This is a genomic window from Pantoea sp. M_10 (assembly GCF_008631515.1).
In the GTDB taxonomy this organism is placed as follows: domain Bacteria; phylum Pseudomonadota; class Gammaproteobacteria; order Enterobacterales; family Enterobacteriaceae; genus Pantoea; species Pantoea anthophila.
Map to the genome: position 1 here is coordinate 924,338 of NZ_VWUL01000001.1, position 22,397 is coordinate 946,734.

Consider the following 22,397-nt stretch of genomic DNA (forward strand, 5'->3'; position numbering starts at 1 on the left):
GTGACCTCACTGACGTTGGTCGTCCACCGTCACGCCTTTTGGCGGTGTGAACGTGAATTTGTCCGGGCTGATTGCACCATTCTGCTGACTTTTCAGCTGATAATCGCTGCGCTGCCCATCCTGTTCCACCGCGCTGAAGCGATTGATGGTTCCGCCAGGCGTTACCTGAATCGTAAACTGTTTCAGATTGCCGTCACTGCTTTTCGGCGTCAGTTCGAAATTGTCGCCCTGCTGTTTGATGTTGTACTGCTTCCAGTCGTTGGACTGGTTGCGGGCAATCAGCATAAACGGCGTATTGCTCGTCGCATTCTTCAGCAGGCTGACCGTCGCCTGTTCAACAAACGGGTTGTAGAACCACAGCGATTTGCCGTCAGAGATGATGATGCTTTCGTCCGGGGCGGTCATATGCCAGTTAAACAGGCTGGGACGCTTGACCCACAGCTCGCCTTCACCATCCTGCACGCTGGCGCCACTGCTGTCCGTGACTTTTTGTGTGAAGCTGGCGTGGAAGCTGCTGACCTTATTCAAACGCTGTTGCAGATCACTGGACGCATCAGCCAGCACGCTGGCTGAAGCAAAGGTGGCCAACAGGCCCAGAGCGATTACGCGTAATTTCATCTGCTTCAATTCCTTATTTAAACGTTCCCATCGATGACTGCTTTAAGCCTGGTCGCCGTTCCGCCATCAGGATAGAGGAAAAAACCGAAAGCTGATTCAGATATGGGGGATAAACCGCATAAAAACAATGAGCCAGTCGGAACTGGCTCATTAAGACGTGTTACAACCTGTTAACCGTTACATATCGTGTGGCGGTGGCGACAGCACTTCACGGTTGCCATTGTGTCCGGGTGCAGAGACGATACCCTGCGCTTCCATCTGTTCAATGATCCGTGCCGCGCGGTTATAGCCGATGCGGAACTGACGCTGCACGCCTGAAATCGACGCGCGGCGTTTGTCGATGACAAAGCTGACAGCCTGATCAAACAGCGGATCCAGCTCTTCATCACTTTCCATTCCACCGGCACTTTCGCTCTCTTCGCCCGCCGTAATATTTTCGATATATTGCGGACGGCCACGCGCTTTCCAGTCCTGAACCACCGCGTGAACTTCCTGGTCGCGAACAAACGCGCCATGAACACGAATCGGTATTGAGGAGTTTGGCGGCATGTAGAGCATGTCACCCATACCCAGCAGCGACTCTGCGCCACCCTGATCGAGGATGGTGCGCGAGTCAATTTTGCTGGAAACGGTAAAGGCGATACGTGTCGGGATGTTCGCTTTAATCAGACCGGTAATAACATCGACAGAAGGACGCTGTGTGGCAAGCACCAGGTGAATACCGGCAGCACGGGCTTTCTGTGCCAGACGCGCAATCAGCTCTTCAACCTTTTTACCGACCGCCATGATCAGGTCAGCAAACTCATCGACCATCACCACGATGTAAGGCAGTTTCTCCAGCACCGGCGGCGTCATATCCATGCTGTCACCCGGCTTCCAGAACGGATCAGGAATCGGCCGTCCCATCGCTTCCGCCTGCTCAACTTTTTCGTTGTAGCCCGCCAGGTTACGCACGCCCAGCGCCGACATCAGCTTGTAGCGACGCTCCATCTCACCCACGCTCCAGCGCAGCGCATTCGCCGCATCCTTCATGTCGGTTACCACTTCCGTCAGCAGGTGCGGAATGCCTTCATAGACCGACAGTTCGAGCATTTTCGGGTCGATCATGATGAAGCGCACTTCTTCCGGCGTCGCCTTGTAAAGCATGCTGATGATCATGGCGTTTACGCCCACCGATTTACCGGAACCGGTCGTACCGGCAACCAGCAGGTGAGGCATTTTCGCCAGATCGGCGACGACCGGCTGACCGGCAATGTCTTTACCCAGCACCACAGCCAGCGGAGAGGTATTGTCACGGAATTTAGGACAATCGAGTACTTCACGCAGATAGACGGTCTGACGATGCTTGTTAGGCAGTTCCAGACCAACATAAGGTTTGCCTGGGATGACTTCCACCACACGCACCGCGACTGTAGACAGTGAGCGAGCCAGGTCGCGTGACAGGTTGGAGATACGTGCCGCTTTCACACCCGGCGCCAGGTCAAGCTCGAAACGGGTGATGACCGGCCCCGGTGAAATGCCGACCACCTCCGCCTTAACGCGATAGTCACCCAGACGCGACTCCACCAGGCGGGCAGTCTGCTCCAGCGAGAACATATCAACCGGCTCTTCCTCTTCCGGCGGTGCGGTCAGCAGATCCAGCGAAGGCAGCGGTGTGGAAGGTTTCTCCAGCGGCTGCTCATGACGCATCAGGAATGGGTGGATCAGGCTGTCATGCAGTGACGGCTTCGCTTCTTCAACCGGCTGAACCGGTGCTGCTGGCGAACCATAACTGGGCGCAGCATTGTCCGCAGCCGGTGCATTATAAGCAGGAGCCGCGGGCGCAGCGTAGGCTGATGCAGAGTGGGTCGGAGCCTGAGGCGCGGCCGGGGCGCTGTAAGCAGGCGCAGCATAATCCTGCTCAGGCGTTGCCGCTGACGGAGCATAGGCGGGCTCTGCCGGCGCATAGCGTGGGGGAGCCGGAACCTGAGCCGGAGCCTGCGGTTCTGACACCTCACGCACCTGCTGCCAGGGTTCATGTGAAACCGCCGGCGCTTCCGGTTCCGGCGTAGCGGCAATGGTGAACAGCGGTTCAGACGGGCCTTCATCAACCAGATCTTTCATTGGCGAAAAATCAAAGGCTGACGCGGTATCCAGATTAAAGACCGGTTCTTTTCGCTCTTGCGGTTCATAGCGCTGCTGCTGCTGTTCGGCGAACTGCCGCGCCAGGGCGGCCTGCTGCTGCGCCTCCTGTTCTTCCTCATCATCCTGCTGCCAGCCGGCGCCATACCGCTGCTGCTGTTCAGACTGGAAGGCCTGGCGCAGTTCAGCCTGCTGCTGCGCTTCTTCAGCCTCCTGAGTCGGAAGATCGGATGCAGCCGCAGTCGACTCAGCGTTTTCCGCTTTCGCTTTCTCTTCAGCCATACGCTGCGAAGGTAACTTAATACCATACGAGGCCAGCTCACGGCGGGTAGGCAGTTTTACCGGATTAGGACGCGGCAATGCCGGGCCAATACCCTGCTTAACCTGCGGATTCAGATTCGTTTCAGGTGCCAGGTCAAAGACCGGGGCCGTGCGCGTCGCGGTTCGGGAGGCGGCGGCAGCGGCGGTGACCGCGGTTGTTGCGGCGGGCACAACAGGGTTGACCGGCGTATCGCGCCAGTTCCCCATTTTCGGCTCATCATCGTCATAGGCACTGAACGCCGGAGCCGCTGGCGCCTCGTCAGGCATTTCAAAGTGATAAAGCGGAGGTGCGGCAGCAGGCGCAGATGCACTCTGCGTTGCCGTCGGCGCAGACGCTGCCGCATAAGCAGGGGCGCTCTGAGCCGGTGCCGGCTGCACAGGCGCAGCTGGCTGCGAGGCCGACAGGCTTTCTGCTGCTGCTGGATGCACCGCTGACGGCGGTACGGCTGCAGGCGCTGCGGACGCAGCAGTTCCTGGCGTTGCCGCTGCAACAGGCGCAGCCGGAGTCAGCAGCACATCGGCTGCTTCTGCGGTAGTGGCGACGGCCGCGCTGGTGGCTGCGGCGGCTTTAGCCAGCAACGGATCCTGCTCAGACGGTGAGGGTTCAGCGGCTTTGCGGGGGGCAGACAGCAGCACATCATCATCCTGATCGCCGGTATGCAGCACAGGCGCGTCATCATACTCACGCGAATCCTGTTCATCCTCTTCCTGCCAGGGTTCATCGTGACGGGAGCGGTTGCTGGCAAAGGTCAGAACGCCCATCACGACCCCACCAATTCTCTCGGCGATAGTGAGCCATGACCAGCCAGTGTACAGCGTGATACCTGCCGCCCAGACGCAGAGCAGCATCAGCGTGCCGCCAGCCGGACTGAACCAGGGAGCGATGGCATTACTCACCAGGCTGCCGATCACCCCGCCTGAGGCAAAGTACCAGATATCATCTGCGTTGAGTGCCGCCATGCCACAGGTGGTAACCACCAGCGCAAGAACGCCAATCAGGCGCAGCCCGACAGCAAAGTAGTCAAAATAGTCCTGATTATCGCGCTGACGGAAGGCAATCCAGCACAGACCCAGGATAACCGGCGGAATGGCGTACGCCATTACACCAAAGATGAAAAGTAAGGTGTCAGCCAGCCAGGCACCGACGCTGCCGCCGATATTGTGGATAGGTTCATGCCAGGCCGTTTGCGACCAGCTCGGGTCGGAAGGGTTAAAACTGACCAGTGAAACCATCAGGTAGATGGCAAACAGCGCCACCAGAATGAGCAACGCTTCCAGCAGACGACGTCCACTGCTCAGCGACTGTAACGTAACGTCTTTATCTTCTGTATATTCCTGGCTCAAGAGGACTCTCCAGGTGCCTGTAAAGTAAGAAGCAACAGCGTCGGGCAAGCCCGACGCTGATCCTGTATGAATTCACAGGAGTGTACCGAAATATCTCAGGTTTTGCACCTGCCCCGCATCAGCGAGTCTTGATCACCAGGCGATTGCTCTGTTTGACCTCTTCCATGACGACATAGGTTCGCGTGTCGTTTACGCCCGGCAGGCGCAACAGGGTCTCACCCAGCAACTTACGGTAGGCAGACATGTCAGGAACGCGCGTTTTCAGCAGGTAGTCGAAATCACCGGAAACGAGGTGACACTCTTGAGTTTCCTCAAGTTTTTGCACAGCGGCGTTAAATTGCTCAAACACATCCGGCGCACCACGATTCAGAGTAATCTCAACGAATACCAGCAGAGAAGCATCAAGATAGTGCGGGTTCAGCTGTGCGGTGTAGCCAAGAATAAATCCCTGACGTTCGAGACGGCGCACGCGCTCAAGACATGGCGTAGGCGATAATCCTACGCGTTTGGAAAGCTCTACGTTTGAAATACGACCATCTTTCTGAAGTTCGTTCAGAATGTTCCTGTCAATTCTGTCGAGATCTTTCCCGGGGCGTTTCTTATTATCTACCATTATTATTGTCTCTCTTCATTCCTTCCCTTTACCTGCCACACCCTGAAAACGCTCATTGTTCGGGGCATTTTTGAAGTGAGCTAACAGAGCCTGTGGGTGAGACTTATCGATATGACGCATGCTGTCTGTCCACATCATGCGTCATTATCCATACCAGGCTGCTTTTATTCGGCGTTAAGTGCAAAACAGGCGATGAAAACCTGTTTTGTTCCGATAAATGTTATCCGCTTCTGATAATGTTTTCGCAAAAGCGCAGGCGATTGTCAAAGTAAAATCACCAAATTCAGGACAAGATGCCAGACAGACCGCTGGGTTACTGTTTTTAAATGAGGTTTTTTCAGCTATTGCACCGCTTAAGCGGAGTTTTGCCCCCTTTTGGCGCATTGCAGAGGCAAAATTGCCATTCATCGTCTACGCCACTTGCAGCTATCGTTAACAAAATTGCCTAAACCTTGTCATTGCTGCCGGATATTCCCTACAATCGCAGGCTATGTCAGCCGAATGAAACTGAGGAACGCATGAGTACGGCCAAACACAGTAAGCTACTCATTCTGGGCTCCGGCCCAGCGGGTTATACCGCAGCGGTTTATGCTGCACGCGCCAACCTGAACCCGGTGCTGATCACCGGTCTGGAAAAAGGCGGACAGCTGACCACGACCACTGAAGTGGAGAACTGGCCGGGCGACCCGCACGATCTGACAGGTCCATCACTGATGGAGCGTATGCATGAGCATGCCGAAAAATTCAATACTGAGATCATTTTCGATCACATCCACACCGTTGATCTGCAGAACCGCCCGTTCCGTCTGACCGGCGACAGCGGTGAATACACGGCTGACGCCCTGATCATTGCGACGGGTGCGTCAGCGCGCTACCTGGGCCTGCCTTCCGAAGAGGCGTTTAAAGGCAAAGGCGTCTCTGCCTGCGCCACCTGCGACGGTTTCTTCTACCGTAACCAGAAAGTTGCCGTGATTGGCGGCGGTAATACGGCCGTTGAAGAGGCACTCTACCTGGCGAACATCGCGTCTGAAGTGCATCTGATCCATCGCCGTGACAGCTTCCGTGCAGAGAAGATCCTGATTGATCGTCTGATGGAGAAAGTGCGCAACGGGAATATCGTGCTGCACACCCATCGCACGCTGGAAGAGGTGGTCGGCGATCAGATGGGCGTCACCGGGCTGACCCTGCGCTCGACGCAGAACGAGGAAACCGAATCGCTGGATGTGGCGGGTCTGTTTGTCGCTATCGGCCACAGCCCGAATACCGCAATTTTCGATGGACAGCTGGCGCTGGAAAATGGCTACATTAAAGTGCAGTCCGGCCTGCACGGAAACGCGACGCAGACCAGCATCCCGGGTGTATTTGCGGCAGGTGATGTGATGGACCACACATACCGCCAGGCGATCACCTCTGCGGGCACCGGTTGTATGGCGGCGTTAGACGCTGAGCGTTTTCTTGATGGATTAGTTAAAAACGATCAGTAAGTTGTTAACCCGCTGATCTCAAATGTTCCAGGCGACGGTTTTTCAGTCGCCTTTTTTATTGCCCTCATGCTAGATTCTGGCGCCAGAAAGGAGGGAAATGCCTTTCCCTCTCCTCCCCATCATCGACATTTAGCATGGTCTCGCATGGATAAATCGCGGCAGCAGCATCTCACCCGCTGGCTTCGTCAGCAGCGTCATTTCGGCGGTCGCTGGTTGCGCCTGAATACGCTGCTGGGCACCGTCAGTGCCCTGCTGATTATTGCCCAGGCAGGTTTACTGGCCTCACTGCTTCAGACGCTGATCGTCGGGCAACAGCCACGTGAAACCGTGACGGCCAGCCTGCTGCTGTTGCTGCTCTGCTTTGTGCTGCGCGCCCTGATAAATTATGCCCGTGAACGGACCGGCTATCGTGCCGGGCAGGCGATCCGTCAGGCGTTACGCCAGCAGGTGCTGGACCGGCTCGCCGGGCTGGGTCCGGCGTGGATTCAGGGTAAACCGGCCGGTAGCTGGGCGACCCTGCTGCTGGAACAGATTGAAGAGATGCAGGAGTACTATGCACGCTATCTGCCGCAGATGACGCTGGCAGTGCTGATCCCCTGCTGCATTCTGCTGACGATTTTTCCGCTCAACTGGACCGCGGGTCTGATCCTGTTTGCCACCGCCCCTCTGATTCCACTGTTTATGGCGCTGGTGGGGATGGGCGCCGCTGAAGCCAACCGGCGGAACTTCCTGGTGCTGGCGCGTCTGAGCGGTAACTTCCTGGATCGCCTGCGCGGCCGGGAGACGCTGCGACTCTTCTATCGGGGTGCAGCAGAGCAGCAGGCGGTGGCAGACGCCACCACCGATTTTCGCCAGCGCACCATGGAAGTGCTGCGCCTCGCTTTTCTCTCCTCCGCCGTACTGGAATTTTTTGCCTCCCTGGCGATTGCCGTCGTGGCAGTCTATTTTGGCTTCTCCTACCTGGGCGAATTGCATTTTGGCGACTATGGCCGCGGCGTAACGCTGTTCGCCGGTTTTCTGGTACTGATTCTGGCGCCAGAATTTTTTCAGCCACTGCGCGATCTCGGCGCGTTTTATCATGCGAAAGCTCAGGCGGTAGGCGCTGCCGATGCACTCGACGCGTTTATGCAGGCTACGCCAGCCGCCACACCTCAGCAGGGTCAGAGCCCCTTCACGGCCGATCGCTCCCTCTCGCTGACCGCCGACCAGCTGGAAGTCTGCGCCCCCGATGGTCAGGTCCTGTGTGGCCCGCTCACGTTTACCATCGCCGCCGGTGAGCAGATTGCGCTGGTCGGTCAGAGCGGGGCTGGCAAAACGGCGCTGATGAACGCCCTGCTCGGCTTCCTGCCTTACAGGGGGTCGCTCAGGGCTAACGGGGTTGAATTGCGCGATCTGCAGCGGGCGGACTGGCATCAGCAGCTCAGCTGGGTAGGACAGAACCCTCAGCTACCGGCCGCCACGCTCCGGGACAACATCGTGATGAATGCAGCCTGGGAGGCGGAACGATTTGCCGCGCTGCTGGAGGCGTGCGGAATTAATGAGTTCCTGCCGCGTCTGCCCGACGGCATCGGGACCCGCCCCGGCGAGGGGGGTCAGCTGCTCTCTATGGGTCAGGCGCAACGGGTCGCCGTCGCGCGCGCGCTCTACAAAAGGTCGCATTTTTTACTGCTTGATGAACCCGCTGCCAGCCTGGACGCACTCAGCGAACGACATGTAATGGCGGCGCTGAATCAGGCGGCCTCCCGACAGACCACGCTGATGATTACCCATCAGATTGATACGCTGAGCCGCTGGCAGACCCTCTGGGTTATGGAGGCGGGTAAGCTGGTGCAGCAGGGAGAGTGGCAGGCGCTGTCGCAGCAGCCCGGTGCTTTTCGTGAAATGCTGCAACATCGTCAACAGGAGATCCGCTGATGTCCGCCCTGCGCCCCTTTCTTCGTCTCTGGCTGCGCCACCCTTTTCGCCTCGCGCTGGGCATCGTGCTGGCGATTGCGACCCTGCTGGCGAGTATCAGCCTGCTGACCCTGTCTGGCTGGTTTCTGGCCGCCTCATCCGTCGCAGGCGTGGCCGGCCTCTACAGCTTTAACTATATGCTGCCTGCGGCCGGTGTGCGGGGCGCCGCCATTATTCGTACGGTGGCGCGCTATGCGGAACGCCTGGTGAGTCACGATGCGACTTTCCGGGTGCTTCAGCATCTGCGTCTCCACACCTTCAGCCGTCTGATGGCGCTTTCGCCCGGGCAGCTGTTGCGGTTCCGGCAGGCGGATCTGCTCAACCGCTTTGTGGCCGATGTGGACACGCTGGATCATCTCTATCTGCGCGTCATTTCGCCGCTGACCGGTGCCCTGGTGGTCATCGTGGTGGTCACTACGGGCATGAGTTTCATCGACATCGGGCTGGCCCTGACGCTGGGCGGCATCATGCTGGTCACCCTGATCGTGATGCCCGCGCTCTTTTATCGCCTGGGCCGGCCCGCGGGCGTCGCCATTGCGCGTGGCCGCGCCCGCTGGCGCTTACAGCTGATGCAGTGGCTGACGGCGCAGGCAGAACTGACGTTATACGGTGCGTCGCCGGCGTGGCGTCAGCGACTGGATGAGGATGAACAGCAGTGGCAGCAGTCGCAAAGCCAGCAGCAGCGTCTGCAGGCCCTGGCGCAGAGCCTGCTGCTGCTGATTAGCGGCCTGACGGTGACACTTCTGCTCTGGCTTGGGGCTGCGACAGTCAGTCAGCAGCAACTCCCCGGCTCGCTGATTGCGCTGGTCGTGTTTTGCGCGCTGGCAGCCTTTGAGGCGCTGGCTCCGGTCGCGGGCGCCTTTCTGCCGATGTCGCAGGTGACCACCGCGGCTCAGCGGGTCAGTGACATTATCGATCAGTCACCTGCCATCACCTTTCCGGCCCATTCCGCTGCCCGGCCCGGCAGCCTGACGGTCGATATCGATCGGCTCGACTTCAGCTATCCCGATCGGCCAGACCGGGTGCTTGATCAATTTACGCTTAAGGTGGATGCGGGCGAACACATTGCGCTGCTCGGGCCCACCGGCTGCGGAAAATCCACCCTGCTGGCGCTGCTGACCCGCGGCTGGAACAGCCAGCAGGGTGATATCCGCCTGAACGATCTGCCGATCGCCGCCTGGTCAGAATCTGCACTGCGCCAGCGCATCAGTGTGGTTACTCAGCGGGTGCATCTTTTCAGTCAGAGCCTGCGCGATAACTTACTGCTGGCCTCTCCCGGCGCCAGTGATGAGCAACTGAATCACGTACTGAACCAGGTTGGCCTGCAGCGCCTGCTGGAGAATCAGGAAGGCTTAAATGCCTGGATGGGCGAAGGCGGCCGGCCGCTTTCCGGTGGTGAACTGCGTCGGCTGGCGCTGGCGCGCGCATTACTGCACGACGGCGATCTCTGGCTGCTGGATGAACCCACCGAAGGGCTGGATGCCACCACTGAACAGCATATTCTCGCCCTGCTGCAGCAGCTGACCGCCGGAAAAACCGTCATTATGATTACCCATCGCCTGAGCGGTCTGGAAAAGATGGATCGTATCTGTGTGATGGACAACGGGACGATTGTCGAACAGGGCAGCCATTGCGAATTAATCTCAAAAGCGGGTCGCTACTGGCGTTTCCGGCAACGGATTGCGCTATAGTCTTAGCGAAATGCTGATGAGTAACCTATCGCGATGAGACTGATACAACTGTCACGGGAATCTCTGCAATTTCCGCCTCCTGAAATGGCACTGCGTGAGCCGAATGGCCTGCTGGCCATGGGGGGGGACCTCTCCCCTGCCCGGTTACTGAATGCGTATCAGCGCGGCATCTTTCCGTGGTTTTCGTCCGGCGATCCTATCCTGTGGTGGTCACCCGATCCCCGCGCGGTTCTTCTGCCCGAGCAGTTTCATCTCAGCCGCAGCATGAAGCGTTTCCATAACCAGTCGCCCTATCGCGTCACGATGAATGAGGCGTTTGCCGAGGTGATCGAGGGCTGCGCCAGCGGACGCGAAGAAGGCACCTGGATCACGTTTGAAATGAAGCGCGCCTGGCTGCGACTCTATGAGCTGGGCCACGCCCACTCCATTGAGGTGTGGGACGCGCAGCAGCTGGTGGGGGGCATGTATGGGCTGGCGATGGGGCAGATTTTCTGCGGCGAGTCGATGTTCAGCCGCCAGCAGAATGCCTCCAAAACCGCGCTGTTAGTCTTTTGCCAGCATTTCATCCGCCATCAGGGGCGTCTGGTCGATTGCCAGGTGCTTAACCCGCACACCGCCTCGCTGGGCGCGCAGGAGATCCCCCGCAGTGACTATCTGCACTATGTTCAGAACTTTGCCAGCCAGCCAGTCAGCGAAGGCTGCTGGCAGACTCAGACCCTTTTTTAGTCACGCCGAGATGTTTTGCACACATAAAGACGGTTAAGTGGTATAATAGTCGGGTTTGGTATGTCGTCCGCGCTTCGCAATAACGAGCCGGAATTGCCAGGCTGGGAATCTCAACGCACTCTCGGAACTGTTTTCAATCGTGCGCGTGTAACCGGTTGATACAGATTCTTAGCCCGCTAATCCCCCGCAGACGCCACATAAACACCCTAATTTTACCGGATGCCCGCCACTGACGAGCACCCCCGGCAAAGCGTTGGCAAAATCGCCGACGGTTCTTTACATAAATCGTTGAATTGGGCATTATCTTGCCGGTTCAACTGAAAGGTAGTACACCCAGAGGATTCGATGGCCAAAGAAGACAATATTGAAATGCAAGGTACCGTACTGGATACGTTACCTAACACCATGTTCCGCGTAGAACTTGAGAACGGACACGTGGTTACTGCTCATATCTCCGGTAAAATGCGCAAAAACTACATCCGCATCCTGACGGGCGACAAAGTGACCGTTGAGCTGACCCCGTACGACCTGAGCAAAGGCCGCATTGTCTTCCGTAGTCGCTAACAGACATTAATTTCGCCGCCCTTCAGGTTGCAGCGAAAAAAAAAGGCCGGATAATTATCCGGCCTTTTTCACATCTGCAGCAGGCGATTAATGCACCGTGCCTTCAGTTTTCCGTTTTTCCGCACTCAGGAAGTGATAGGTCAGTTCACCTTTCTCACGATCCAGCGCCACGGATACCGAGCCACCCTCCACCAGCGAACCAAACAGCAGCTCATTGGCTAATGGTTTTTTCAGGCTGTCCTGCACGGTACGCGCCATCGGACGCGCGCCCATCGCCTTGTCGTAACCCTTCTCCGCCAGCCAGTCGCGGGCTTCATCACTGACTTCCAGCGACACGCCTTTCGCATCCAGCTGCGCCTGCAACTCGACAATAAACTTGTCGACCACTTGGTGGATCACTTCTGGTGACAGGTGACTGAACCAGATGATGTTGTCGAGACGGTTGCGGAACTCTGGCGTAAAGATCTTTTTGATCTCTTCCATTGCGTCGGTGCTGTTGTCCTGATGAATCAGGCCAATCGACTTACGTTCCGTCTCACGCACACCGGCGTTAGTCGTCATGACCAGCACCACGTTGCGGAAGTCCGCTTTGCGTCCGTTGTTATCGGTCAGCATACCGTTGTCCATCACCTGCAGCAGCAGGTTGAACACATCCGGGTGCGCTTTCTCAATCTCATCCAGCAGCACCACCGCATGAGGATGCTTGATAACGGCATCCGTCAGCAGGCCACCCTGATCAAAGCCGACGTAACCCGGAGGCGCACCAATCAGACGACTGACGGTGTGACGCTCCATGTACTCAGACATATCAAAGCGCAGCAGCTCAATACCCAGAGCTTTCGCCAGCTGCACGGTCACTTCTGTCTTACCGACACCGGTTGGTCCGGCAAACAGGAAGGAACCTACTGGCTTGCGATCCTGACCCAGACCTGCGCGGCTCATTTTGATCGCTTCAGTCAGCGCCTCAATGGCGTTGTCCTGACCAAAGACCAGCATTTTGAGACGGTCGCCCAGATTTTTCAGCGTATCGCGGTCAGTTGCAGAGACGCTTTGCTCCGGAATACGGGCAATACGCGCAACCACGGTTTCAATGTCGGAGACATTAATAGTTTTCTTGCGCTTACTGGCAGGCATCAGACGCGCACGCGCACCCGCTTCATCGATGACATCAATCGCCTTGTCAGGCAGATGACGGTCGTTGATATATTTCACCGCCAGCTCCACGGCAGCGCGCACCGCTTTCGCGGTATAACGCACATCGTGATGCGCTTCATACTTGGTTTTCAGGCCATTCAGGATCTGCACGGTCTCATCAACAGATGGCTCCGTGATATCGATCTTCTGGAAACGACGCGCCAGCGCACGATCCTTTTCGAAGATGTTGCTGAACTCCTGATAGGTGGTAGAACCCATCACCCGAATCTTGCCGCTGGAAAGCAGCGGTTTGATCAGGTTGGCCGCATCGACCTGGCCACCGGACGCAGCCCCTGCACCGATGATGGTGTGGATCTCATCGATAAACAGAATGCTGTGTTCGTCCTGCTCCAGCTGCTTCAGCAGCGCTTTGAACCGTTTTTCAAAGTCACCCCGGTATTTGGTGCCAGCTAACAGCGAACCAATATCCAGCGAGTAGATGGTGCACTCTTTCATCACTTCCGGCACGTCGCCCTGCTCGATGCGCCAGGCGAGACCTTCTGCAATGGCGGTTTTACCGACACCGGATTCCCCCACCAGCAGTGGGTTATTTTTACGGCGACGGCACAGCACCTGAATGGTACGTTCCAGCTCTTTATCGCGACCAATCAGTGGATCAATCCCACCGACGCGAGCAAGCTGATTAAGATTGGTGGTGAAGTTTTCCATACGCTCCTCCCCGCCTGCTTGCTCTTCGTTAACCGGATTTTCTGCGCCTGGCGCCTGGCCCGGCTCATCTTTGCGCGTACCGTGAGAGATGAAATTCACCACATCAAGGCGGCTGACTTCATGTTTGCGTAACAGATAGGCCGCTTGCGACTCCTGCTCGCTGAAAATGGCGACCAGCACATTCGCGCCGGAGACTTCGCTGCGACCGGATGACTGGACATGGAAAACCGCACGCTGCAAAACGCGCTGGAAGCTGAGCGTCGGTTGGGTATCACGCTCCTCTTCGCTGGCGGGCAGCACCGGCGTGGTTTGTTCGATGAAGGCTTCGAGTTCCTGCCTTAGAGCCACAAGGTCCACCGTACAGGCTTCCAGTGCCTCTCTGGCCGACGGGTTACTGAGCAATGCCAGTAACAGATGCTCGACGGTCATAAATTCATGACGGTGCTCACGCGCTCTGGCGAAAGCCATATTTAAACTGAGTTCCAGTTCTTGATTGAGCATTAGGCACCTCCCCCAATTATCGCCCTTACCAGTTTCCTATATGGAGACGTGTTCAGGCTTTTTCCAGCGTACACAGCAACGGATGATGATTTTCCCGCGCATAGTTGTTCACCTGGGCCGCTTTTGTCTCGGCGACTTCTGCAGTAAATACACCACAGATCGCCTTGCCGTGATAGTGAACTTTCAACATCAGCTGCGTTGCACGTTCAACATCATAAGAAAAGAACTTTTGTACAACGTCAATAACAAATTCCATAGGTGTATAATCGTCATTATTCAGAATGACTTTATACATTGAAGGCGGCTTTAACCCTTCGCGTACTTTGTCTTCGGCCAGATGTTCAAAATTAAGCCAGTCGTTTGTGTTTGCCATAGTGTTCCGTTGAGATTTCGCTTTGAGCTTTTACGTCGCTACATCCTGAGAGTTTAACATGTCTGTCAAGCCGCTGGCCGCTGCTGAAAATTTATTCAGAAATTTCCTCGCGCGACCTGCATCACAAAATTCGCAATAGCGTTAACTGCCTCAAATTTTGATGATTTTTTCCCCACCTGGCCCGGTGGTTTGCTTGACGCCAGCGGCGCTTTCTCTACATTCTACCTGCACAGGCTGATTGAGTTTTAATCAACTCTGACTCACAGCGTCTGAGACCTCACCTACTTATAAAATGTCTTGCGAGGGAAGTAAAAGCATGGAGACGGGCACCGTTAAATGGTTCAATAATTCCAAAGGCTTTGGCTTTATCTGTCCGATCGGAGGCGGCGACGATATTTTTGCGCACTACTCCACCATTCAGATGGAGGGCTACCGAACGCTAAAGGCAGGCCAGCAGGTTCAGTTCGATGTTCATGAAGGTCCGAAAGGCAATCACGCCAGCCTTATCGTCCCCGTTGAGGTGCAGGTTGTGGCCTGACACTTCTCCCCTTATGAACGGTGGACCCAAATGCCAGCCCGTGCCGCTGGCATTTTCATTTCCAGGGGCATTCAGTCTGCCTGCCCCTGTGCCAGCCGGATAACCCGGGCAAACATCTGCCGCATCAGTGGCGGAATCGCCTCTGGCCCGCGCTCTGCCGCCGATGAGGCTACCGCAATCGCCAGCTCAGGTTTGGAACTGCGGTGAATCGCTTTGGTAATAATACGCCTGGAACTCATCGGAACGTTTAACGGCAGGTGCGCCATCTGATGATAAACCTCCTGGAAGCCGTGCTGATAAAGAAAATTTTCCATATCCAGCGCCGGTAGCTGCGTCAGAAAACGCGGCTCCGCGTCACCCGGCTGCAGCTGACTGCGCGCCGTAGCGGCATACTTATGCCCCGCCTGATCGCCATCGGTCAGCACATGCCAGGCGATGCCCATACGCCGGGCAAACTTCAGCAGGGGCTTGAGGCCGGACTGCGCAAACTCAATCACTTTGATCCCTTCAGCCGCAAAGTTGTAGCCACACTGCTGCGCCAGCTCATTCATGATCCAGACTTCGGTCTCCCCCTCCACCAGCAGCCAGCAGCGGGCGAACAGCGCCGCAGGACGGTTGACACGGATATGAAAGCCGATACGCCGACTCTCTTCGGCACTCAGTCCTTCCGGACCGATGCGCCAGGCCGCCACGCGCGACGATTCACGCACCAGACGGCAGACATTTTCCACCGGCACCTGCGACAGCAGTTCAGCGGAATTGGTGGTGGCAATTTTCTGCAGCGGCAGCAGCCTCAGCAGGTTCCACGCTACCGAGAGCATAATCGGGTGCAGCCGGGTTTCCGGGTCTTCAATCAGCAGCAGCGGCCGGGCATCGGCGGCAAGAGGCAGATCGCCCCGCGCCGCGATCAGCAGGGTAAAGATCTGCAGCAGGATCAGCTGGCGGCTGCGGGAGTCCGTTCCGGCAATCAGCTGGTTGAGGTGATCCAGCGCCCGCCAGCCCTGCCCGCCGTCGCGCGTCTGCCCATCCCGCGGCCGCGCCGCCTGACCGGTTTCCGGCGTCTGCACCTGAAAGTAGTGCTGCATCAGCTGCTGCATGGTCTTTAGTCCCTGCCGCAGCGCCTCATCGCTGAGCTGCTGTGGATGGCGCGCCAGATCGCGCGCCAGCGACTCCATCCCCGCCAGCAACGGGGTATGCGCAGAATCCAGCGGCGCACTCCCCCGGGTGCGCTTGCTGAAACGCGCATCGCGCAGTCGCAGAACCGGATGACGTTTCAGCAACCGATCGATGGCCCCGGCACAGCCCGGCTCCGGCAACAGCTGACCGTCAGCGTCTGTAAAACGGCGCTGGGTTTCAATACCGCTATCCCGCCAGATGGCGCTGACGCGGTAAAAGAGTCTGCGTTGTCCCTGAGCGTCACGCTGCCAGAAGGGAGCGAACAGCTCATCGGCGTCGCGCTCATCGTCGCGAAAGTGAAACAGAACCGACAGACGGCGCATCGGATCGTCCGCCTCGCCCGGGGTAAAGTGAAAATCGGCGGGCGTAAAAACGTGCGCCGGTTGATGCGGCGACAGCAACAGGCTCAGGGCATCCAGCAGGCTGGATTTGCCCCAGGCGTTCTCACCAATCAACAGGTTGGTCCGGGTCAAAGGCAGTGAAAGCTTATTGATGCCGCGGAAACCCCGAATATCGATATGTTCCAGAATCACAGGCGTCCATCCTCAGTTTATAAGAAGCATGGTTGCCGTAAGCCAGCCGGTCAAGCCGCGTTTTCGGGGTTTACTCTGTCACCCTTTTTCGTTAGCTTGTCGCCTCTTTTCCCAGGGATGGAACCTGCTGTTATGTACTCCGGACTTCTGATTATTCTGCTGCCGCTGGTGGCGGGCTGGCTGTTACCCTTCCGACAGACCGCGACCCTGCGCCGGGTCAACCAGCTTTTGGGCTGGATGGTTTACGTCATTCTGTTTTTTATGGGCATCAGCCTGGCCTTTCTCGACAACCTCAGCAGCAACCTGCTGGCGGTGTTTCACACTGCGCTGGTGGCCGCATTCTGCATCCTGATCTGTAACCTGCTGGCACTGCGCGGGCTGGAAAAATATGCCCCCTGGCAGCATGCGCATCGCCAGGAGAAGCTGCCGTCACGGCTGCATATGGCGCTGGAATCGCTGAAACTCTGCGGCGTGGTGGTGATCGGTTTTCTGCTCGGCCTGACGCAGTGGCCGCTGCTGCACCACGCCTCGACGGCCAGCGAATATGCCCTGATCTTTCTGCTGTTCCTGGTCGGTATTCAGCTGCGCGGCAGTGGGATGACGCTGCGCCAGATTATCCTGAACCGTCGCGGCCTGCTGGTCGCCAGCGTGGTGCTGGTCAGCGCGCTGGCTGGCGGCGTGATCGCCGCGCTGCTGCTTGGCATGCCGCTGAAAACCGGTCTGGCGTTGGCCAGCGGCTTTGGCTGGTACTCCCTCTCCGGGATCCTGATGACCGAAGCCTTTGGCCCGGTCATCGGCAGTGCCGCCTTCTTCAACGACCTGGTGCGTGAACTGGTGGCGATCATGCTGATCCCGGCGCTGATTGGCCGCCATCGCTCGAGCGCACTGGGCCTGTGCGGCGCCACCTCGATGGACTTTACCCTGCCGGTGCTGCAGCGGGCGGGCGGCAATGAGATTGTCCCGGCGGCCATCGTGCACGGCTTTGTGATGAGCCTGCTGGCCCCGATTCTGATCGCCCTTTTCTCTGCCTGAACCCTGTCTAAGATGCGCAGATCACCATTCATCTGGCCGCGATAAATAAGCGCAACGCGCAGGGAACAGGGTCAGAAGCGAAAAGTGGCCCGTCCTCTGCACGGCCCCCGGCTCTGCCAGCGCATTTTTTCACGCCTGCTTTTCTGCCGTGTCGTCTACGCTTCTTTTTTCAGTTCTGGTCACGTCATACATCAGGGCGAGCCGACAAAGGAGAAGAGCATGAAACAAACCGTGGCGGCGCTGGTCGCCAAAACGCTGGAAAGCGCGGGCGTAAAACGCATCTGGGGCGTCACCGGGGACTCCCTGAACGGCCTGAGTGACAGCCTTAATCGCATGGGCACCATTGAATGGATGCCGACGCGCCATGAAGAGGTGGCAGCGTTTGCGGCGGGCGCAGAAGCGCACATCAGCGGCGAACTGGCGGTCTGCGCCGGCTCCTGCGGGCCAGGCAATTTACACCTCATCAACGGTCTGTTCGATTGCCACCGCAACCGCGTACCGGTGCTGGCGATTGCCGCGCACATCCCCTCCAGCGAAATCGGCAGCGGCTATTTTCAGGAAACCCATCCGCAGGAGCTGTTCCGCGAATGCAGTCACTACTGCGAGCTGGTCTCCAATCCGGAGCAGTTACCGCAGGTGCTGGGCATCGCGATGCGTAAAGCGATCCTGAACCGGGGGGTTTCGGTGGTGGTCTTACCCGGTGATATTGCGTTGCAGCCCGCGCCGGAGAGCGCCCGCACCGAGTGGTATCCACCGCAGCTGCCGCAGGTTCTGCCGCAGCCTGCCGAACTGGCTCAGCTGGCCCGTACGCTGAACGACGCCAGCGACATTACGCTGCTGTGCGGCAGTGGCTGCGCCGGGGCACATCAGGAAGTGGTCGCGCTGGCCGAAGCGCTGAAAGCCCCTATCGTGCATGCGCTGCGCGGCAAAGAACACCTGGAATATGATAACCCTTATGATGTCGGGATGACCGGCCTGATTGGCTTCTCATCGGGTTTCCACGCCATGATGAACGCCGGGACGCTGGTGCTGCTGGGTACCCAGTTCCCCTATCGCGCTTTCTATCCGGAAAAGGCGCGCATCATCCAGATCGACATCAATCCCGGCAGCCTGGGATCGCATTGTCACGTTGATGAGGCCTATGTCGGTGACGTGAAAACCACCCTGCAGGCGCTGCTGCCGCAGCTGACGCACAAAAACGATCGTACCCATCTCGACAGCGCCGTTAAGCACTATCGTGAGGCGAGGAAAAGTCTGGATGAGCTGGCACAGCCCAATGACAAACAGCCTATCCATCCGCAATATCTGGCGCAGCAGATCAGCCACTACGCCAGCGAGGATGCGATTTTCACCTGTGACGTCGGCACGCCTACCGTCTGGGCGGCGCGCTACCTGAAGATGAACGGCAGACGTCGCCTGCTGGGGTCGTTTAACCACGGCTCGATGGCAAACGCCATGCCGCAGGCGCTGGGCGCGCAGTCCATCGATCGGAATCGTCAGGTGGTGGCGCTGTGTGGTGACGGCGGATTCAGCATGCTGATGGGCGATTTTATCTCGCTGGCGCAGCTGAAAATGCCGGTGAAACTGGTGATTTTCAACAACAGCGTGCTGGGCTTTGTGGCGATGGAGATGAAAGCGGGCGGCTACCTGACCGACGGCACCGAACTGGACAATCCCGACTTTGCTGCCATCGCTCAGGCCTGCGGCATCAAAGGGATCCGGGTGGAGAAAGCGTCAGAACTCAACGGCGCGCTGGAGCAGGCATTTGCTCATGACGGGCCGGTGCTGGTCGATGTCATCACCGCCAAAGAGGAGCTGGCGATGCCGCCGCAGATCAAACTGGAGCAGGCCAAAGGCTTCAGCCTCTACATGCTGCGCGCCATTATGAACGGTCGCGGGGATGAAGTGGTAGAACTGGCGAAAACCAACTGGCTGCGGTAAAACAGGGGTTCCATCCAGGCGGGCGCGATGCCCGCCTTTTTTTGTCTTCCGCTACGTTCAGGAGCATAAGGTGATCGATTTACGCAGTGATACCGTGACCCGGCCCAGCGCCGCCATGCTGAACGCGATGATGTCTGCCGAAACCGGTGATGATGTCTACCGTGACGATCCGACCGTGAATGCGCTGGAGGCGGAGGCGGCACGACTCAGCGGCAAAGCCGCCGCGCTCTTTTTTCCGACCGGTACCCAGGCAAACCTGGTGGCGCTGCTGAGCCACTGTGAACGTGGCGATGAATATATCGTGGGTCAGCAGGCGCACAACTACAAATATGAGGCGGGTGGCGCGGCGGTGCTGGGCAGTATTCAGCCCCAGCCGGTGCTGGCCAGCGAGGACGGTACTCTGCCGCTCGACGTGGTGGCGGCCGCTATCAAGCCGGATGATATTCACTTTGCCCGCACCCGACTGCTGAGTCTGGAGAACACCCATCACGGTAAAGTGCTGCCGCTGGCTTATCTGGAACAGGCCTGGACTTTTACCCGCGCATATCAGCTGGCGCTGCACATTGATGGCGCACGGATCTTTAATGCGGTGGTGGCGCAGCAGACCACGCTGGCGGCGATTGCCCGCTACTGCGACAGTCTCACTATCTGTCTCTCAAAAGGTCTGGGGACACCGGTGGGTTCCCTGCTGTGCGGCGACACGGCGCTGATTGAGCGCGCACGTCGCTGGCGGAAAATGACCGGCGGCGGCATGCGTCAGGCGGGCATTCTGGCGGCAGCTGGCCTTTACGCGTTAGAACACAACGTGGCGCGGCTGCAGGAGGATCATGACAATGCGGCCTGGCTGGGTGAGCAGTTGCATGAGCTGGGTGTCAACGTCATTGAGCAGCAGACGAACATGCTGTTTGTTGCCGTGCCGGAGGCGCAGGTCAGGCCCCTGGGCGAGTGGATGAAAGCGCGTGGGGTATTAATCAGCGCGGGCACCCGCACCCGTCTGGTCACCCATCTGGATACGGATCGTGCCGCGCTGGAACAGGTGGTCGCACACTGGAAGGCGTTTCTGCAGCAGTAACGGCTACGGCGCCGCGCCATAGCGTTCCAGAAGCGCGGCGGCTATCGCAGCCGTCTCAGCATCGGGCAGCCCTCGATAATCCGCGGGCCGGAAATGCATCTGGAAGGCGGCAATCACCTTCTGCTGCTCACGCGCGCTCATCCCGTCACTCACCGGATAGCCGTAGCGGCTTAACAGGGTCAGAATCTGCTCTGCGGGCACCGCCGCATGCGGCGCCTTGCCAGCCAGCCAGAACTGCACCCGACGGCTATCCGGCCAGGCACCGAGTCCGCGCTGCGCCAGCTGTTGCCAGGGAAAGCACGGCCCCGGATCCTGCTTGCGCTGCGGCGCGATATCACTGTGGCCAACGATATTTTCCGGTGGGATCGCGTAACGCCGGGCAATATCCCGCAGCAGCGCCTCCAGCGCCGTCATCTGTGCAACCGTAAAGGGCTGCCATTCGAGACCGGTCGGCGTGCGACGATAGCCCCGGTTCACCAGTTCAATACCAATCGAGGTGTCATTGATACGGGTGGCCCCGCGCCAGAAGCTGGGCCCGGCGTGCCAGGCCAGCTGCTGCTCCGGCACCAGCTGCCAGATAATCCCTTTCCCGGCGCGCTGTGGCGGCTGACGGGGGATCAGATAGTGCGCGCTGACCTCCCGATCCGTCAGCGTTGCCAGCGACGACGAAAAATCTTCGGCCGTGTAGTGGATCACGATCACCTTCACCCGTGGGCGCGCACCCTGTGCCGGATCCCGCAGGTCGGCCCAGTAGCCGTCGCGGGATTCTATGCCGGTCTGGCAGCCGGCCAGCAGCAGCGCCGTCAGCAGCAACAGCAGGCGTCTCAACGCAGGATCACCGCCGTGCCGGTGACGCTGACCATCAGCATGCTGCTCTCTTTGCCCACCGTTTCGTAATCAATGTCGATGCCGACCACGGCGTTGGCGCCCAGCGCTTTCGCCTGCGCTTCCAGCTCGTCAAAAGCGATCTCGCGCGCTTTGCGCAGCTCTTTCTCATAAGCACCGGAACGGCCACCGACCACGTCGCGGATCCCGGCAAAAAAATCACGGAAGATGTTGGCACCCAGAATCGCTTCACCGGTGACTACGCCGCAATAGTCGCTGATGCTGTGACCTTCCAGGGTTGGGGTGGTTGAAAATTTCATCGCATTCTCCTTGTTGAAAACCGGACTAAGGCTCTATCGACTAAAAAGCATGGCTATACTCTATGCTAAAAAAGGCACCTTGCCAGAGAACCATAAGGAAATCGAGATGAGAAACAATGCGTTTGCGCTGATGATCCCGGCAGCCCTGTTGCTCAGCGCCTGTACCACCGTGGAGCCCGTGATTAAGGATAATGGGCCGCGAACCGCGCCCTGCATTGAGGGCGGTCCTGACCAGGTCGCTCAGCAGTTTTATGACCTGCGGATCGAACAGCCGGTGCCGGGACTGCCCGACAGCAACACGCTGGCGAAATACCGTCCCTACCTGAGTGACGCGCTTTATCGTGCGTTACAGGCGGCCAGCGGCAGCAACGCCGGTGCGCAGTGGCGCAATGGCGATATCTTCTCCAGCCTCTCGCAGGGTCCGACAGCCGCCAGCGTGGCCGATGCCTCAACGATTCCGAACCGCGATGCGCGCAACATTCCGTTGCGGGTTGACCTGAGCCGTGACAACCGTCAGTGGCAGGATGAAGTGCTGATGATCCATCAGGGCAGCTGCTGGGTGGTGGATGACGTGCGCTACATGGGGAATCCTGCGCATGCCGACGGTGGCAGCCTGAGCCAGATGCTGGAAAAAACGCGAAAATAGATCAGACAGTCATAAGAAACGCGGCCAGCCTCACTGCCGCGCTTTTTTTATCTCTGCATCCTGGCCAGCCCCCCCGTCAGCCCCCGGACAGGGCATGATTTTCTGCTAAGCTTTTGCTGTTTACCCCCTGTTTTACAAATTT

At 58.2% G+C, this 22,397-nt stretch carries 19 protein-coding genes; 10 read left to right on the forward strand and 9 right to left on the reverse strand.

The genetic code is table 11. From position 1 onward, the window contains the following. Positions 1-6 precede the first annotated feature (6 nt). The 4 genes from lolA to F3I47_RS04430 form a co-directional block, all read right to left on the reverse strand. Positions 7-618: an outer membrane lipoprotein chaperone LolA gene (lolA, locus tag F3I47_RS04415; protein WP_150029734.1), complete on the reverse strand. Its 612-nt coding sequence runs from the start codon at positions 616-618 to the stop codon at positions 7-9. Between the two features lie 177 nt (positions 619-795). Beyond that, positions 796-4,404, reverse strand: a complete 3,609-nt coding sequence (locus F3I47_RS04420) for a DNA translocase FtsK 4TM domain-containing protein (RefSeq protein WP_150029735.1) — start codon at positions 4,402-4,404, stop codon at positions 796-798. A gap of 118 nt (positions 4,405-4,522) precedes the next feature. Next, entirely contained in the window at positions 4,523-5,017 is a 495-nt protein-coding gene (gene lrp / locus F3I47_RS04425) for a leucine-responsive transcriptional regulator Lrp (RefSeq protein WP_006118610.1), read from the reverse strand. 174 nt (positions 5,018-5,191) lie between these two features. Further along, positions 5,192-5,425: a hypothetical protein gene (locus F3I47_RS04430; RefSeq protein ID WP_140028290.1), complete on the reverse strand. Its 234-nt coding sequence runs from the start codon at positions 5,423-5,425 to the stop codon at positions 5,192-5,194. A 110-nt stretch (positions 5,426-5,535) separates the two neighbouring features. On the opposite strand from F3I47_RS04430, the gene trxB reads away from it, so the two are divergent. From trxB to infA, 5 genes are all read left to right on the forward strand, one after another. Further along, the gene (gene trxB / locus F3I47_RS04435) at positions 5,536-6,501 is read left to right on the forward strand and encodes a thioredoxin-disulfide reductase (RefSeq protein ID WP_009091134.1); all 966 of its coding nucleotides are present in this window, start codon (positions 5,536-5,538) and stop codon (positions 6,499-6,501) included. A 144-nt stretch (positions 6,502-6,645) separates the two neighbouring features. Further along, positions 6,646-8,415, forward strand: coding sequence for a cysteine/glutathione ABC transporter permease/ATP-binding protein CydD (gene cydD, locus F3I47_RS04440; protein ID WP_150029736.1), 1,770 nt, complete (start codon positions 6,646-6,648; stop codon positions 8,413-8,415). Further along, complete coding sequence (gene cydC / locus F3I47_RS04445) at positions 8,415-10,145, forward strand: cysteine/glutathione ABC transporter ATP-binding protein/permease CydC (protein ID WP_150029737.1); 1,731 nt, start codon at positions 8,415-8,417, stop codon at positions 10,143-10,145. Before cydD ends, cydC begins: the two co-directional genes overlap by 1 nt. 33 nt (positions 10,146-10,178) lie before the next feature. Further along, positions 10,179-10,871, forward strand: a complete 693-nt coding sequence (gene aat, locus F3I47_RS04450; RefSeq protein WP_140924451.1) for a leucyl/phenylalanyl-tRNA--protein transferase — start codon at positions 10,179-10,181, stop codon at positions 10,869-10,871. 345 nt (positions 10,872-11,216) lie between these two features. After that, complete coding sequence (infA, locus tag F3I47_RS04455) at positions 11,217-11,435, forward strand: translation initiation factor IF-1 (protein WP_002211347.1); 219 nt, start codon at positions 11,217-11,219, stop codon at positions 11,433-11,435. Positions 11,436-11,522: 87 nt separating this feature from the next. Here infA and clpA read toward each other — a convergent pair whose 3' ends face one another. Together clpA and clpS are read right to left on the reverse strand one after the other, a co-directional pair. After that, a complete protein-coding gene (gene clpA / locus F3I47_RS04460) occupies positions 11,523-13,799 on the reverse strand; it encodes an ATP-dependent Clp protease ATP-binding subunit ClpA (RefSeq protein ID WP_150029738.1) in 2,277 nt (758 codons plus the stop codon). 52 nt (positions 13,800-13,851) lie between these two features. Next, positions 13,852-14,172: an ATP-dependent Clp protease adapter ClpS gene (clpS, locus tag F3I47_RS04465; protein WP_003849318.1), complete on the reverse strand. Its 321-nt coding sequence runs from the start codon at positions 14,170-14,172 to the stop codon at positions 13,852-13,854. 316 nt (positions 14,173-14,488) lie between these two features. On the opposite strand from clpS, the gene cspD reads away from it, so the two are divergent. Further along, positions 14,489-14,710 carry a cold shock-like protein CspD gene (gene cspD / locus F3I47_RS04470; protein ID WP_009091144.1) on the forward strand — a complete coding sequence of 74 codons (222 nt, stop codon included), beginning with the start codon at positions 14,489-14,491 and terminating at the stop codon, positions 14,708-14,710. A gap of 71 nt (positions 14,711-14,781) precedes the next feature. Here the strand turns inward: cspD and F3I47_RS04475 are convergent, their stop codons facing one another. Then, positions 14,782-16,419: an ATP-dependent endonuclease gene (locus F3I47_RS04475; protein ID WP_150029739.1), complete on the reverse strand. Its 1,638-nt coding sequence runs from the start codon at positions 16,417-16,419 to the stop codon at positions 14,782-14,784. Positions 16,420-16,551: 132 nt separating this feature from the next. Between F3I47_RS04475 and F3I47_RS04480 the strand changes: the two genes are divergently transcribed. The 3 genes from F3I47_RS04480 (at position 16,552) to ltaE (ending at position 20,464) form a co-directional block, all read left to right on the forward strand. After that, positions 16,552-17,451, forward strand: a complete 900-nt coding sequence (locus F3I47_RS04480; RefSeq protein ID WP_150029740.1) for a lysine exporter LysO family protein — start codon at positions 16,552-16,554, stop codon at positions 17,449-17,451. A 219-nt stretch (positions 17,452-17,670) separates the two neighbouring features. After that, positions 17,671-19,392: a ubiquinone-dependent pyruvate dehydrogenase gene (poxB, locus tag F3I47_RS04485; protein WP_150029741.1), complete on the forward strand. Its 1,722-nt coding sequence runs from the start codon at positions 17,671-17,673 to the stop codon at positions 19,390-19,392. A 70-nt stretch (positions 19,393-19,462) separates the two neighbouring features. Continuing rightward, on the forward strand, positions 19,463-20,464 hold the full coding sequence (ltaE, locus tag F3I47_RS04490; RefSeq protein WP_150029742.1) for a low-specificity L-threonine aldolase: 1,002 nt from the start codon (positions 19,463-19,465) through the stop codon (positions 20,462-20,464). Between the two features lie 3 nt (positions 20,465-20,467). On the opposite strand, the gene F3I47_RS04495 is transcribed toward ltaE, so the two are convergent. Next, positions 20,468-21,292, reverse strand: a complete 825-nt coding sequence (locus F3I47_RS04495) for an N-acetylmuramoyl-L-alanine amidase (RefSeq protein WP_150029743.1) — start codon at positions 21,290-21,292, stop codon at positions 20,468-20,470. Continuing rightward, on the reverse strand, positions 21,289-21,609 hold the full coding sequence (locus F3I47_RS04500; protein ID WP_009091154.1) for a heavy metal-binding domain-containing protein: 321 nt from the start codon (positions 21,607-21,609) through the stop codon (positions 21,289-21,291). Before F3I47_RS04500 ends, F3I47_RS04495 begins: the two co-directional genes overlap by 4 nt. A 106-nt stretch (positions 21,610-21,715) precedes the next feature. Here F3I47_RS04500 and F3I47_RS04505 point away from each other — a divergent pair, with 106 nt between their 5' ends. After that, a complete protein-coding gene (locus F3I47_RS04505; RefSeq protein ID WP_009091156.1) occupies positions 21,716-22,255 on the forward strand; it encodes a lipoprotein in 540 nt (179 codons plus the stop codon). The last annotated feature ends 142 nt before the right edge of the window (positions 22,256-22,397 follow it).